The organism is Amycolatopsis sp. NPDC001319, from assembly GCF_042896185.1.
Taxonomy (GTDB): Bacteria; Actinomycetota; Actinomycetes; order Mycobacteriales; family Pseudonocardiaceae; genus Amycolatopsis.
Window position 1 is genome coordinate 25,167 of the sequence record NZ_JBIAWY010000004.1, and the last position, 13,317, is coordinate 38,483.

Here is a 13,317-nt window from a genome sequence, read left to right on the forward strand (position 1 = left end):
CCGGGGTGTCGGCGGTCGGCGATGGAGGCTGCGACTGGCCGCGGCCGGCCGTGCCCGTGCGCGGTTTGGCCGGGGCCGGCCTGAGCAGCGGTCGGATGGTTGGGCTGCGGCGGAGGTGCGGATGGCGGCCGTGCCTGTGCGCGGTGCGGCGGCCAGGGGCGGTCGCAACGTCTGCCGCTGGGCCGGGGCCGCGCCGCCGGGTGCGTGCGTGGCGTGGGGCAGTGCGGCTGCGCGAGCCGCCCCCGGCACCGTCGCGGCCCGTCGTCGGGAGCGGCCCTGAACTCGAACATCAGGGAATTCACCCGAGGCCACCCGCACCGGACGGACGTAGCCTGGAACCCGTGAGCACACTCCCACCGCAGCCCATGCCGTTCGGGGACCAGCCGGCGGACAAGGCGAAGGCCACCGGCACGTCGAACCCGGCGAAGCGCATCCTGCCGCCCAATCCCAAGGCGGCGGCGATCGTCGCGGTGGGGTTCACGCTCGTGCTCTACCTGGTGGAGCTGCTGGACGTGATCCTGCCGGCGGACCTCGACCACGGGGGCATCGTGTCGAGGCAGCTGTCGGGGCTCGACGGGATCCTGTGGGCGCCGCTGCTGCACGCCGGCTGGGGGCACCTGTTCTCGAACACCGTGCCGGTGCTCGTGCTGTCGTTCCTGGCGATGGCGGCGGGGATCGGGCGCTGGGCGGTGGTCACGGCGATCATCTGGATCGTGTCGGGCGTGGGGGTGTGGCTGGTCGGGCCGTCGAACGCGTACACGGTGGGCGCGTCCGGGCTGGCGTTCGGGTGGCTGGCGTTCCTGCTGGTCCGCGGCATCTTCAACCGGGCGTTCGGGCAGATCGTGGTCGCCGTGGTGCTGCTGGGTGTGTGGAGCGGGATGCTGTGGGGCCTGCTGCCGGGCAACCCCGGCATCTCCTGGCAGGGCCACCTGTTCGGCGCGCTGGCCGGTGTCCTCGCGGCCTGGCTGACGGCGCGGGGCGACCGTCCCAAGAAGAAGGCGGCCGGTAGCCTCGAGGTGTGAGCACCCCGACCGCCGACGCGCCCATCGGGGTTTTCGATTCCGGCGTCGGCGGTCTCACCGTCGCCCGGTCGATCCTCGAGCTGCTGCCGGCCGAGCAGCTCCGCTACGTCGGCGACACCGCCCGCAACCCCTACGGCCCCCTCCCCATCGCGACGGCCCGCCAGTACGCCCTCGAAGCCCTCGACGAACTCGTCGAAGGCGGCGTGAAAGCCCTGGTCATCGCCTGCAACACGGCCTCGGCCGCCTGCCTGCGCGACGCCCGTGAGCGCTACGACGTCCCCGTCATCGAGGTGGTCCTGCCCGCCGCACGCCGCGCCGCCTCGGTCACGCACAGTGGCCGGGTGGGCGTGATCGGGACCGAGGGGACCGTTCGTTCCCGGGCCTACGACGACGCTTTCGCCGCGGCGCCCGACGTCCAGCTCACGAGCGTCGCGTGCCACCGGTTCGTCGACTTCGTGGAGCGCGGCATCACGTCCGGGCGCCAGATCCTGGGTCTCGCGCAGGGTTATCTGCAGCCGCTGCTCGAAGCCGAGGTCGACACGCTCGTGCTCGGTTGCACGCACTACCCGTTGCTTTCCGGCGTGCTGCAGATCGTGATGGGCCAGGACGTCACGCTCGTCTCCAGCGCCGACGAGACGGCCAAGGACCTCTACCGCGTGCTCACCGAGCTCGATCTGCTGGCCGAACGCGACACGCCGCCGCGGCACGAGTTCCTGGCCACCGGCTCGCCGGAGCCGTTCACGCGGCTGGCGGCGCGGTTCATGGGGTTCGCGCCGGGTGTCCTCGCTCCCACGAGCGCGTAAGACCGCCCCGGCACACTTAGGGTGATGGGGTGCGACTGACGATCCTCGGGTGCTCGGGCAGCGTCCCCGGGCCGAACTCCGCCGCGTCCGGGTACCTGCTGGAGGCGGAGGGGTTCCGGCTGGGCCTCGAGCTCGGCAACGGCGCGTTCGCCCAGCTCCAGACGGTGTGCGACCCGTTCGACCTCGACGCGCTCGTGTTGTCGCACCTGCACTCGGACCACTGCGCCGACGTCAACTCGCTCACGGTGCTGCGCCGCTACCACCCGGCGCCGCCGTACCCGGCCCGGCCGCGGCAGCTGCCGCTCTACGCCCCGGCCGACGCGCCGACGCGGCTGGCCCACGCGTACGCCGCCGACGCCGACGAGCGCGCCGCCGTGGACCTGTCCGACGTCTACGCCTTCCACACGCTGCGTGAGGAAACCGTGCGGATCGGGCCGTTCGACGTGACGGCCGCCGTGGTGCGGCACCCGACGCCGGCGTTCGGCCTGCGGATCTCCTACGGCGGCGCCCTCCTCGCCTACACCGGCGACACCGGCCCGTGCCCCGCGCTGGGCGAGCTGGCCGACGGCGTCGACGTGCTCCTGTCGGAGGCCTCGTGGACGGACGCGGCCGACCGGCCCGACGGCGTGCACCTGTCCGGAAAACAGGCCGGTGAGCTGGCGAAGGACGCCGACGTCGGGCGGCTGCTGCTCACCCACATCGCGCCGTGGACCGACAGCCGCGCGGTGCTCGCGGAGGCCGCGGCGGTGTTCCCGGACAGTGAGCTCGTGACGCAGGGCGCCGTCTACGAGATCTGAGCGGCGGACTGTCGGGGCGAGGCCTTAAACTCCGCCTTCCTCCCCTCCACCGCCCTCAACGGAGTGGCAGGCCACGCAGTATCTTCTCAGGCGTGACGAGGAAAGATGGCAGGAACGACGACCAGCTCCGCGACATCAAGATCACCCGCGGGTTCCAGAAGTGGCCTGCCGGTTCGGTGCTCATCGAGTTCGGCAACACGCGCGTGCTGTGCGCGGCCAGCGTCACCGAGGGTGTGCCGCGCTGGCGGGCGGGCTCCGGGCTCGGGTGGGTCACGGCCGAGTACGCGATGCTCCCGTCGGCCACCAACACCCGCGGCGACCGCGAAGCCGTGAAGGGCCGCATCGGCGGCCGCACCCACGAGATCTCCCGGCTGATCGGCCGGTCGCTGCGCGCGTGCATCGACCTCGCGGCGCTGGGCGAGAACACGATCGTGATCGACTGCGACGTGATCCAGGCCGACGGCGGCACCCGCACCGCCGCGGTCACCGGCGGCTACGTCGCCCTGCGCGACGCCATCACGTGGCTCGGCGCGGCCAACCGGCTCAACGACCCGCAGCCGCTGTCGTCCTCGGTCGCCGCGGTGAGCGTCGGCGTGGTCGACGGGCGCGTACGCCTGGACCTGCCGTACGAGGAGGACTCGCGCGCGGAGGTCGACATGAACGTGGTCGCCACCGACGCCGGCACACTCATCGAGGTGCAGGGCACGGGCGAGGGCGCCACGTTCGCGCGGTCCACTTTGGACACCATGCTCGACCTGGCGCTCGCCGGCTGCGCGACGCTCACGCAGCTGCAGAACGAGGCACTGGCGCTGCCGTACCCGGGTGAGCTGCCGCAGCCGCGCCCGGACAAGAAGAAGGGCGCCAAGTGACAAAACTGCTGCTGGCCACGCGCAACCAGAAGAAGCTCGGCGAGCTGCGCCGCATCCTCGAGGCCGAGGGTATCGCCGGCATCGAGGTGCTGGGCCTCGCCGACGTCGACGAGTTCCCCGAAGCACCGGAAACCGCGCCGGACTTCGAGGGCAACGCCGTCGCCAAGGCCCGCGACGCCGTGGCGGCCACGGGTTTGCCCGCCGTCGCCGACGACTCCGGCCTGGCGGTCGACGCGCTGAACGGCATGCCCGGCATCCTGTCCGCCCGCTGGTCCGGGCGCCACGGCGACGACGACGCCAACCTCGACCTGGTACTCGCCCAGCTCACCGACACCCCCGACGACCGCCGCGGCGCGGCCTTCGTCTGCGCCGCCGCCCTCGTTCTCCCGTCCGGCGAGGAAACCATCGTCCGCGGCGAATGGCGCGGCACGCTGCTCCGCGAACGCCGCGGCACCCACGGCTTCGGCTACGACCCGATCTTCGTGCCCGACGGCGAGACGCGCTCGTCCGCGGAGCTGGAACCGTCCGAAAAGGACGCGGCTTCCCACCGCGGCCGCGCCTTGCGCGCGCTCCTCCCGGCCCTGCGCGACCTCGCCAACGCCTGACACGGCTCGGTCCCCAGCACCCCCATGTGGCGTTCGGTGCACTGAGCGCACCGAACGCCGCATGGGGTGCGTCGAACGCAACCAACGCCGCATCGGGGCGGGGGCGGCTACTTGTCGCTCGGGCCCATCACCTGGACTTCGCACCCCTGCTCGATCTTGTCCGAGTTCGGCGGCTGGTTGTTGCTCGTGTAGTGCCACGGGGACTCGTCGTCGTCCGGGTCTTCGGCGACGTGCATGCCTTGCGACGTCATGCAAGAGACCCAGCGGTGCAGGTTGTCCTTGTACGCCGGGTTCGCCGGGTCCTCGCCCCACGGCAGCAGGGGCAGCTTGGACCGGCACGAGTCGCCGGCGGCCTGGTGGTCCTTGGACCACTGTTCGGCGCCCGCGATGTTGTGGGGCTGCTGGTCGACGTCCGCGTCGTGGTCCTTCATGCAGGTGCGCCACGGTTCGATGAGCCGCTGGGAGTCCTCCGGCGACTCGTCGACGCGGTGGCGGGGGCGGCCGCCGTCGGCGTCCGTCGAAGCAGGCGCCGAGGAGGGCGCCGAAACCGAAGGCGTACCCAGCGAAGCGACCTGAGGGCTGGGATCAGCCGGCGACGAACACGCCGCCAGCACCAGCACCAACCCCGCGAGCCAGACCACTTTGGACATTCGAAGCCCCCTCATGTCGTTGCCAGCGCCTGCGTCGGCGTGAGCCGCGACGCGCGGATCGACGGGTGGATCCCCGCCAGCGCCCCCACCACCAGCGCGCCCGCCACGCCGCCGGCCACGGACAGCGGCGGGATGACCGGCGGCCACCCTTGGTACGTCGTGTAAAGCAGCGTCACGACGATCCCCAGCACCGTCCCCGCCAAACCGCCGAGACCCGACAGCGCCACGGCCTCCGTGAGGAACTGCCCGCGGATCTGCCCCCGCGTCGCCCCCAACGCGCGGCGCAGGCCGATTTCGCGGCGGCGTTCCAGCACCGAGATGAACATCGTGTTGGCCACGCCGACCCCACCGACCAGCAGCGCGACACCCGCCAGCCCGAGGAACAACGCGGAGAACGTCGTCTGGCTCGCCTGCTTCGCCGCCAACGCATCCGACGGCCGGCTCACCGACACCAGCCCTGGCAGCTGCGGGTACAACGTCGCGGGCAAAACCGCGCGTACGTCGGGAATCGCGTCCTCGCGGGCCTTCACGTAGATCACCGTCGGGTGACCGTCGAAGCCGAGGAACTGCTTCGCCGAGCCCCAGCCCACGAGCACCGCGCGCTCGATGTCCGGTGCGAGCGGCATCGGCGCCAGCACCCCCGTCACGGTGTACCACTGCTTGCCGATCATCACGATCGGCGCGGGCCGCCCGGGCGTCACCGCGGGGATTCCGAGCCGCGAAGCCGCGACGTAGCCGAGCACGACCGCGGGCAGGTTTTGCGTTGCCGCGTCGAGGAACTTGCCGCTCTGCACGGTGCCGTTGAGCGCGGACAGCAGGTCCGGGCTGCTCGCCAGCACGGCGAGACCCGAGCCGTCCAGCGGGTCGGTCAGATCGGAACGCCGCACGGTCTGGTGCGTGTTCGCGACGGCCGCCGCCGTCGTCACCGGGCCGATCCGGGCGACGCTGCCGACGGACGACTCCGGCAGCAGCACCGGCGGCGTCTGGTTCGGCTGCGGTTCGGCGCGCAGCATGTTCGTGCCCAGCGCCGTCAGCTTGTCCAGCAACGCGGCCTGACTGGAGGCGGGAATGCCGGTGACCACGATCATCGTGGCGATGCCGAGTGAAATCCCGAGCGCCGACAGGGTCGCGCGCAGCCGCCGGGTGCTGATGCCGAGCAGGCCGAGCCGCAGGACGTCGCGCAGGCCCAGGCGCACCGGGCGCGTGTCGAGTGCGGTGCTCACGCGGCACTCACCACGAGGTCCTGCACGATCCGGCCGTCGCGGAACTCGATGCGCCGCGGCAGGCTCGCCGCGATGTCGCGGTCGTGCGTGATGATCGCGATGGTCGTTCCTTCGGCGTTGAGGCCGTGGAGCAGCTCCAGCACGGCGCGGCCGTTGGCGGTGTCGAGCGCGCCCGTCGGCTCGTCGGCGAGCACGAGCGCGGGGTCGTTCACCACGGCCCGCGCGATGGCGACCCGCTGGCGTTCACCACCGGAGAGCTCGTGCGGCCGGTGGTCCACGCGGTGCGCGAGCCCGACCCGCCCGAGCGCCTCCAAAGCCAGCGGACGACGTTGCCTGCGCGGCACCCCCGCGTACAGCAGGCCGGTGGCCACGTTCTCCGCCGCGCTGAGGCCGTCGGTGAGGTGGAACTGCTGGAACACGAACCCGAGCCACCGCCCGCGCAGCGCGGACAGCCGCCGGTCGCTCAGCTGCGTCACGTCCTGGCCGCCGAGCTCGACGGTGCCGGAAGTCGGCAGGTCGAGCGTGCCGACGATGTTCAGCAGCGTCGACTTGCCCGAACCGGACGGTCCCACGATCGCCAGCAGCTCGCCCTCGGCGACGGCGAGCGACACGTCGTCGAGCGCCTTCACGCCCCCGGGGTAGTGCTTGCTCACCCCGCGCAGGGCCAGCACCGGCGTCACGAGGTCGTCACCACCCGCAGGCCCTCGGTGATGCCCGGGCCGCTGATCTCCACCTGGTCGCGGGCGAACATGCCCGTCTTCACCGGCACGAGCTTCCCGCCCTGCAGCTGCACGGCGTACCCGCCTTCGCGCAACGCGACCAGCGCGCCGAGCGGAACGGCCAGCACCCCGGCGTGGGTCTCCGTGGCCACCTCGACCTGCACCGAAGCCGAGTCGAGGTCGGCGACGTCGGACGCGTTCACGGGCACCACGGTCACGTTGATCTTCGGCGGCCCCTGGGTCGGGTCGCCGCCCGACGCGTCGCCACCGGTCACGGCGGTGCTGACCGAAGACACCTTCGCCGGGATCTCCTTGCCGTCGGGGCGCACCATCATCACGGCCATGCCGGTCTTGACCGAGCCGACCTCCGCCGCGTCGACGGGCGCGACCACGACCTTGGTCGTCGGCGTCGTGGTGAGCAGCGGGCCCGCGGCGGGGTCGCCGAGCTGGGCCGTCACGCTGTTCACGCGCGCCTCGCCGGGCAGCACCACGACCTGGCCGACGTCGAGCGTGCCCGTGTCTGGCAGGCCGGCTTTCTTCTCCCACTTCTTCAACGCGTCGGCGAACGTGAACTTCGCCTTCTGCGGGTCCTTCGCGCGAGCGCCGACGGAGTAGCCGAGGCGGGCGAGGTTGTCGGCCACCGTGGCGACGTCGGGGCCGGTCAGGTCGGGGTTGTCGAGCTTGCGGAACAGCGGGGTGTCGCCGAAGAACACCGGCACATCCACGCCGTTCACGGAGTACAGCGGCTTCCCGCGCTGGGCCACGGTGCCGATGTCCGGCAGCTGCGTGACCACGCCGGCACCCGCGCCCTTGAGCGGCTCCGGCGTGCCGAAGCCGAGGGTGCCGGTGAACGTCCGCGTGTTCGACAGATCGGTCTTGGCCACCGCCACGGTGGTCACGGCCGGTGGGGGAGCCGCGGCTTCCGCCGTGCCGCGGCCGTGGTCGATGGCCACGTACGCGGCGACGCCGAGCAGCACCACCACGGCGGCCGAGGCTGAGACGGCGATCGCGCGCCGCCGGGACTTACCGGCCACTGACGGCCTCCATCATCGCTTCTCCGATTTCGCTCACCCGGCGCGTCCGAAGTGGACTGAGCCGGCGGGTCCGGAGGCCACTATCGCGGCGAATTGTCAGGAAGCCGTCAGGAAGCGGTGCTGATCCGGTGTTCCCGCGGCGCTGGGTCGCCCGCACCGGCGGAGATCCTTATGCTCGCAGCATGTGCGCAGACATCGTGCTCGCGGAGGACGACCCGAAGCAAGCGGAGCTCGTCCGCCGCTACCTCGAGCGGGAACGCCACTCGGTGGTGGTCGTGCCCGACGGCCGCGAGACGCTCGACCTCGTCCGCCGCCGCCCGCCGGACCTGCTCGTGCTCGACGTCATGCTGCCCGGCATGGACGGGCTCGAGGTGTGCCGGATCCTGCGCGCCGAGTCCGACGTGCCCGTGCTGATGCTGACCGCACGGTCCACAGAGGACGATCTGCTGCGTGGCCTGGATCTCGGGGCGGACGACTACATCACCAAGCCGTACAGCCCGCGCGAACTGATGGCCCGCGTGCGGACTTTGTTGCGCCGCACCAAAAGCGTCGTACCCTCGGGTGGTCCGCTGTGCGTCGGCGCGCTGACGGTGGACGTCGGCCGGCACGAGGTGGCGGTGTCGGGGCAGCTGGTCGAGACCACGCCCGGCGAGTTCCGGCTGCTCGAGGTGATGGCCGCGCACCCGGACCAGGTCTTCACGCGCGGGCAGCTGCTGGAACACCTGCACGGCTTCGACCGCTACATCACCCAGCGCGCGATCGACGTCCACGTGATGAACCTGCGCAAGAAGATCGAGGCGGCGCCGCGCAAGCCCAAGCGGCTGCTGACCGTGTACGGCGTCGGCTACAAGCTCACGGCGGGACCGCCTGATGCGGCGTAGCCTGCTCGTCCGGCTGATCGCGGTGTCGGCGCTGGTCGCGGTGTGCGCGATCGCGGCCACGGCGTGGCTGGCCGCGCGCACCACCACGGGAGCGATCCGTCAGGAGCAGGGCCAGGTCTTCGCCGACGACGGCACCATTTACCAGGGCCTGCTCGGCTACGCGGCCACGCACCCGAACTGGGACGGCGTCGGCAAGGTCGTGCGCACCTACGCGGAAGCCACCGGCCGGCGTGTGGTGCTGGCGACGCCCAAGGGCCAGGTGATCGCGAGCTCCGACGCCGATCCGGGCCGGTTGCCGCCGCAGCCGTCGGTGGTGATCGACCCGTTGTCGGTCGACCCAGGGCTGGGCGTGCAGTCCACCCCGGACCGGATCGATCCCGAGGCGGTGGGCCCGTATGCCTTGCCGCAGAACGAAAAAACGGATCTTTCGGCCATCGCGCAGCGGGTGCTCCGGTGTGTGCAGGAGCGCGGGAGCCTCGGCAGCATCGAGAGATCGCCCGCTGGGCACCCGCGCGTGGTGGCTCAGGACCCGTTCGCGCTGTCGCGCTGCAACGGCGCGACCCTGGAGCAGCCCACCGACACCGAGCAGGCCGCGCTCGACAAGCTGTCGGATCTCGTGAACGCCTGCCTCGGCCGCAGCGACCAGAGCGCGCCGGCGGCGCAGCTGTCGCTGTCGTGGACGTTCATCGGGCCCGAGACCGGCGCGACGGACACCGTCACACAGAACTGCGTGACCTCCGCGCGTCGCGAGCAGCTGACGCCCTACGTCGCGCCCGCGGCGTGGCTCTACATCACCGAAAAGGGCAGTGACCAGCCGCCGAGCGGATTCACGCTGTCGGCGGACAACCAGCTGCGCCTGGCCGAGGTGGCGGGCGCGATCCTCGTGCTCACGGTCGTGGCCACCGGGCTCGCGTCGATCCGGCTCATCCGGCCGCTGCACGCGCTCACGGGCGCGGCCCAGCGCATGGAGGCGGGCGAGGCCGGTGCGCGCGTGAAGGTGAAGGGCAAGGACGAGATCGCGCGGCTGGCGCGGGCGTTCAACGACATGTCGGAGGCGCGCGAGAAGCTGGAGACCGCGCGCAAGGCCATGGTCAGCGACATTGCGCACGAGCTGCGCACGCCGCTGTCCAACATCCGCGGCTGGCTGGAGGCGACACAGGACGGCGTGAGCCGCCTCGACGACGAGCTCGTCGCGTCGCTGCTCGAAGAGGCGCTGCACCTGCAGCACATCGTCGACGACCTGCAGGACCTCGCCCTCGCCGACGCCGGAGCCCTGCGCGTGCACCCCGAGCCCATCGACGCCAACTCCCTGCTCACCCAGCTCGCCGCGGCCCACACCGCCCGCGCCGACGCGGCGGGCGTCCGGCTGGTCGTGCAGCCGATGGCCGACCCGGCCGTCACGGCGGACCCGGTGCGCCTGCGGCAGGCCATCGACAACTTCGTGTCCAACGCCGTCCGCCACACCCCTCGCGGCGGCACCGTCACGGTGAGCGCCGCCCGCGTCGACGCGGACGTCGTGTTCTCCGTCGCAGACACCGGCATCGGCATCGCCGCCGACGACCTGCCGCACGTCTTCGACCGTTTCTGGCGCGCCGACAAGGCCCGCACCCGCGGCGCGAGCGGCGGCAGCGGCCTGGGGCTCGCCATCGTCCGCAACCTGGCGGCAGCCCACGGCGGGACGGTCTCCGTGGAGAGCACGCTGGGTGAGGGGTCGACGTTCACGCTGCGCTTCCCCGCGGCCGGCCCGCCAGAGTGAACCCCTCGCCCGGGCGGCTGGTGCGCGTCAGGCAGCTCAGGCAGCGATGCCGAGGTCGCGGATCAGCTTCGCGACGTGACCGGTCGCGCGGACGTTGTAGAAGGCGTGCGCGATCTTGCCGTCCGCGTCGACGATGAAGGTGGAGCGGATGACGCCCTGGTAGACGCGGCCGTAGTTCTTCTTCTCACCGAAGGCGCCCCACGCGGTGAGGACGTGCTTGTCCTCGTCGGAGAGCAGGGGGAAGGTCAGCTGCTCGTTCTCGACGAACTTCGCGAGCTTCGCCGGCTTGTCCGGGGAGATGCCGAGGACCTGGTAGCCGGCGTCGTTGAGCTGGGCGAGGCTGTCGCGGAAGTCGCAGGCCTGCTTGGTGCAGCCGGGCGTGCCGGCGTTCGGGTAGAAGTACACGACGACGGACTGGCCGCGGAAGTCACTGAGGGAGACGCTCTTGCCCGTGCTGTCGGGCAGGGTGAAGTCGGGGGCGGCGTCGCCGGGGGAGAGTCGCTGCTCGGTCATGAACGCAGCGTACTGTGCCGATCGTTGCCAATCCGACCACAGCCACGGCCGAATGGCCTCGTGGCAACGGTTACGTGCCACGTGGGCGCCAGGCGGCTTTTGGCCGGGTTGGTGATCAGACGGCGCCGCAGTACGTGGCCACGGCGGGCTCGCTCGCGCTGGGTCGCAGCTGCACCGTGAGCTGCGTGGTGCGGTCGGGCACGGCGAACGCGAGCGTCAGCTGCGCCGAGCGGCCCTGCTGCAGGTCTTTGCCCGCGTCGGTGATGCCGCCGAGGCCCTGGGTGGCGTCGACGACCTGTTTGGTCGGGCGTCCGTTGATCATCGCGACGACCGTGAGGCCGGACAAGCGGTAGGAATCCGCGCCGTTGTTGGTGATCTCGATGCCGAACGACGCCGCGCGCGAGCTGCGCGGGTACGCCGCGGGGCTGGGCTGGAACGACTGCGGGGCGGACACCGAGATCGTGAGGCCGCTGGCGAACCGGTGTTCCGCGCCGAACTGCAGGTCACGCGGAGTCTGCGCGGCCGCGGCCTTCGCGGGGGCGCCGCCACCGCCGAGCGCCGCCGTGCCTTCCTGCGCGTCGACCCCGCAGGCCGCCACCGCCATCAGCAAACAGGCGGAGAGCAACAGCTGGGGGGTGCGCGCGGGCGCCATCTCGGTTTACTCCAGTCGGGGCGGGGTCTCGGGCCGTTCGGCGTAGTGACCGAAGTCGACCCGCTCCACTGTCCCTGCATGTGCACGTGCGCGCGCACGAAGACGCGGACCTGGTGTACAGCCGTGGCCGATCCGTGACCGAAAGGGCACTCCGGGTGACAGTCGTCACCGATGTGCCACTTAAACGGCGAAGGCGAACAAGAGGATGAAGATCGCCACGCCGGCGCCCCACGCGACCATGAGCCACCCGAAGTCACGCACCGGGTCGACCGCGCGGCTCTCCTCGCCGGGGATGTACACGCCGCGGTTTTCGAACCAGTCCGTCCACTTGCGCAGCAGGCGCAACGGATTGAGTGACGGCACGACTCACCTCCCGGATCGGCTTCGCTCCTGCCAGCCTACGGGGGACCCGTCCACCCGGTGAAGGAGCGTTCGAGCGTGCGGAAAAGCGTGATCCTGCTGGCACTCACGACCGTGTTCGGCCTCGCGGCCGCCGTCCCGGCCGCCGCCGCTGCGCCACCGCCGGGCACGGCGCCGCTCGACCACCCGGTGTGGGTGTGCCTGCCGGGGATGGCCGCGAACCCGTGCAACCAGAACCTGGCGGGTGACCCGCAGATCGCGACGCCCGGCGGCAGCTTCACGGCCGGCTACCCCGCGTCGCCCGGCCGGGTGACGTTCGACACCACTCGGGTGGAGCCCGGTGCGAGTGTGGTGGAACCGTTCGAGCCGCCGGCGGCCCCTCCGGTGGACTGTTTTTACGTCTACCCGACCGTCGACTTGCTCTCGAACCCGGCGCTGCAGATCGGCTCGCTGCCACCCGGCCCGGACGACGCCGCGGCCGCCGTCACCTACGCCCAGGTGGGTCCGCTGCTCAGCCACTGCCGCATGTTCGTGCCCGAGTACCGGCAGGCCCCGCTGGCCGCGCACATCGTCGGCGTGCTCACCGGCACGGACCCCGACTACGCGCTGGGCCTCGAAGACGTCGAACAGGCGTGGGACACCTACTGGCGCGACTACAACATCGACCCGGTCACGCACCGTCGCCGCGGGGTGGTCGTGATCGGCCACTCGCAGGGAGCCGCCGACGCGGCCTCGCTCCTGCGCGACCGCGTGGACGGCCACCCCGACGTACAGCCTTCGTTGGTGAGCGCGCTGCTTCTCGGCGGCAACGTCCAGGTCCCCACCGACCGCCCCTCCGGCGGCGGCTCCGACCCGGACGCGGCTTTCCAGCACCTGCCGGTGTGCTCGCGCGCGTCGGCTGCCGTGCCGGCGCCGGTCGGCTGCGTGGCCGGTTACTCGTCGTACAAGCAACCCGCGGGAACGGTCCCGCCGCCCGGCTCCACCTTCGGCCTCTCCTCGACGCCCGGCCACCGCATCCTCTGCACCAACCCCGCCGCCCTGCTCGCCGGCACCGCTCCCGACGCGACCACCCCACTCGACACCCGGCTCCCGACCCGGACTTTGGTGCAGGGCAACGCTCTTCTCCCCAACGGCCACCTCACCGCCGTCCTCCTCGGCGCCTCTCTGCCGACGTTCCCCACCGGCTTTGCCCGCTACCCCGGCGAGTTCTCCGGAGCCTGCACCTTCCGCCCCGTCCCCGGCGGCACCGCCTCCTGGCTCCAACTCACCGGCGGCGACACCCTGGTCGGCCCCCCGTCCAGCGGCGGCCTCGGCCTCCACGTCGACGACTTCTCCCTGACGTTGGGCAACTTGACGGCTTTGGTCGACGCGCAGACGGCACAGTGGGAGGCCGGCGCTCGGTGACACTTCGCCCGGGCCCACGGCAGGGTGCG

15 protein-coding genes are annotated in these 13,317 nt (G+C 72.0%); 8 read left to right on the forward strand and 7 right to left on the reverse strand.

The features are described 5' to 3' along the window. Window positions 1-365 precede the first annotated feature (365 nt). The 5 genes from ACFY1H_RS15210 (at window position 366) to rdgB (ending at window position 4,096) form a co-directional block, all read left to right on the forward strand. Window positions 366-1,022, forward strand: coding sequence for a rhomboid family intramembrane serine protease (locus ACFY1H_RS15210; RefSeq protein WP_386947900.1), 657 nt, complete (start codon window positions 366-368; stop codon window positions 1,020-1,022). Continuing rightward, window positions 1,019-1,825 (forward strand): glutamate racemase, encoded by an 807-nt coding sequence (gene murI / locus ACFY1H_RS15215; RefSeq protein WP_386946940.1) that lies wholly within the window; start codon window positions 1,019-1,021, stop codon window positions 1,823-1,825. Before ACFY1H_RS15210 ends, murI begins: the two co-directional genes overlap by 4 nt. Window positions 1,826-1,854: 29 nt before the next feature. Continuing rightward, on the forward strand, window positions 1,855-2,622 hold the full coding sequence (locus ACFY1H_RS15220) for an MBL fold metallo-hydrolase (protein ID WP_386946942.1): 768 nt from the start codon (window positions 1,855-1,857) through the stop codon (window positions 2,620-2,622). A 92-nt stretch (window positions 2,623-2,714) separates the two neighbouring features. After that, entirely contained in the window at window positions 2,715-3,491 is a 777-nt protein-coding gene (gene rph, locus ACFY1H_RS15225; RefSeq protein WP_285972903.1) for a ribonuclease PH, read from the forward strand. Continuing rightward, window positions 3,488-4,096, forward strand: coding sequence for an RdgB/HAM1 family non-canonical purine NTP pyrophosphatase (gene rdgB / locus ACFY1H_RS15230; protein WP_386946944.1), 609 nt, complete (start codon window positions 3,488-3,490; stop codon window positions 4,094-4,096). Before rph ends, rdgB begins: the two co-directional genes overlap by 4 nt. A 107-nt stretch (window positions 4,097-4,203) precedes the next feature. Here the strand turns inward: rdgB and ACFY1H_RS15235 are convergent, their stop codons facing one another. Genes ACFY1H_RS15235 through ACFY1H_RS15250 form a run of 4 tightly spaced genes read right to left on the reverse strand, consistent with a single transcriptional unit; the run spans window position 4,204 to window position 7,722 of the window. Continuing rightward, window positions 4,204-4,746 (reverse strand): hypothetical protein, encoded by a 543-nt coding sequence (locus ACFY1H_RS15235; RefSeq protein ID WP_386946946.1) that lies wholly within the window; start codon window positions 4,744-4,746, stop codon window positions 4,204-4,206. 11 nt (window positions 4,747-4,757) lie between these two features. After that, entirely contained in the window at window positions 4,758-5,969 is a 1,212-nt protein-coding gene (locus tag ACFY1H_RS15240) for an ABC transporter permease (protein WP_364056278.1), read from the reverse strand. After that, on the reverse strand, window positions 5,966-6,649 hold the full coding sequence (locus ACFY1H_RS15245) for an ABC transporter ATP-binding protein (protein ID WP_366588150.1): 684 nt from the start codon (window positions 6,647-6,649) through the stop codon (window positions 5,966-5,968). Before ACFY1H_RS15245 ends, ACFY1H_RS15240 begins: the two co-directional genes overlap by 4 nt. Further along, the gene (locus ACFY1H_RS15250; RefSeq protein ID WP_386946948.1) at window positions 6,646-7,722 is read right to left on the reverse strand and encodes a peptidoglycan-binding protein; all 1,077 of its coding nucleotides are present in this window, start codon (window positions 7,720-7,722) and stop codon (window positions 6,646-6,648) included. Before ACFY1H_RS15250 ends, ACFY1H_RS15245 begins: the two co-directional genes overlap by 4 nt. Before the next feature lie 182 nt (window positions 7,723-7,904). On the opposite strand from ACFY1H_RS15250, the gene ACFY1H_RS15255 reads away from it, so the two are divergent. Beyond that, the gene (locus tag ACFY1H_RS15255) at window positions 7,905-8,603 is read left to right on the forward strand and encodes a response regulator transcription factor (RefSeq protein ID WP_386946950.1); all 699 of its coding nucleotides are present in this window, start codon (window positions 7,905-7,907) and stop codon (window positions 8,601-8,603) included. Beyond that, window positions 8,593-10,359 carry a sensor histidine kinase gene (locus ACFY1H_RS15260; RefSeq protein WP_386946952.1) on the forward strand — a complete coding sequence of 589 codons (1,767 nt, stop codon included), beginning with the start codon at window positions 8,593-8,595 and terminating at the stop codon, window positions 10,357-10,359. The genes ACFY1H_RS15255 and ACFY1H_RS15260 overlap by 11 nt, the downstream gene beginning before the upstream one ends. A 36-nt stretch (window positions 10,360-10,395) precedes the next feature. Here the strand turns inward: ACFY1H_RS15260 and bcp are convergent, their stop codons facing one another. From bcp to ACFY1H_RS15275, 3 genes are all read right to left on the reverse strand, one after another. After that, a complete protein-coding gene (gene bcp / locus ACFY1H_RS15265; RefSeq protein WP_366588161.1) occupies window positions 10,396-10,872 on the reverse strand; it encodes a thioredoxin-dependent thiol peroxidase in 477 nt (158 codons plus the stop codon). 115 nt (window positions 10,873-10,987) lie between these two features. Continuing rightward, on the reverse strand, window positions 10,988-11,524 hold the full coding sequence (locus ACFY1H_RS15270; RefSeq protein WP_366588164.1) for a hypothetical protein: 537 nt from the start codon (window positions 11,522-11,524) through the stop codon (window positions 10,988-10,990). A gap of 180 nt (window positions 11,525-11,704) precedes the next feature. Then, complete coding sequence (locus ACFY1H_RS15275; protein ID WP_285972913.1) at window positions 11,705-11,887, reverse strand: hypothetical protein; 183 nt, start codon at window positions 11,885-11,887, stop codon at window positions 11,705-11,707. A 75-nt stretch (window positions 11,888-11,962) separates the two neighbouring features. Between ACFY1H_RS15275 and ACFY1H_RS15280 the strand changes: the two genes are divergently transcribed. After that, entirely contained in the window at window positions 11,963-13,288 is a 1,326-nt protein-coding gene (locus ACFY1H_RS15280; protein ID WP_366588167.1) for a DUF3089 domain-containing protein, read from the forward strand. Window positions 13,289-13,317: the final 29 nt, after the last annotated feature.

Bases quoted from the DNA above. Each gene is read 5' to 3' on its own strand.
- ACFY1H_RS15210 (WP_386947900.1), top strand. From the start codon at position 366: ATGCCGTTCGGGGACCAGCCGGCGGACAAGGCGAAGGCCACCGGCACG.
- ACFY1H_RS15260 (WP_386946952.1), top strand. From the start codon at position 8,593: ATGCGGCGTAGCCTGCTCGTCCGGCTGATCGCGGTGTCGGCGCTGGTC.
- ACFY1H_RS15255 (WP_386946950.1), top strand. From the start codon at position 7,905: ATGTGCGCAGACATCGTGCTCGCGGAGGACGACCCGAAGCAAGCGGAG.
- ACFY1H_RS15270 (WP_366588164.1), bottom strand. From the start codon at position 11,524: ATGGCGCCCGCGCGCACCCCCCAGCTGTTGCTCTCCGCCTGTTTGCTG.
- bcp (WP_366588161.1), bottom strand. From the start codon at position 10,872: ATGACCGAGCAGCGACTCTCCCCCGGCGACGCCGCCCCCGACTTCACC.
- ACFY1H_RS15235 (WP_386946946.1), bottom strand. From the start codon at position 4,746: ATGTCCAAAGTGGTCTGGCTCGCGGGGTTGGTGCTGGTGCTGGCGGCG.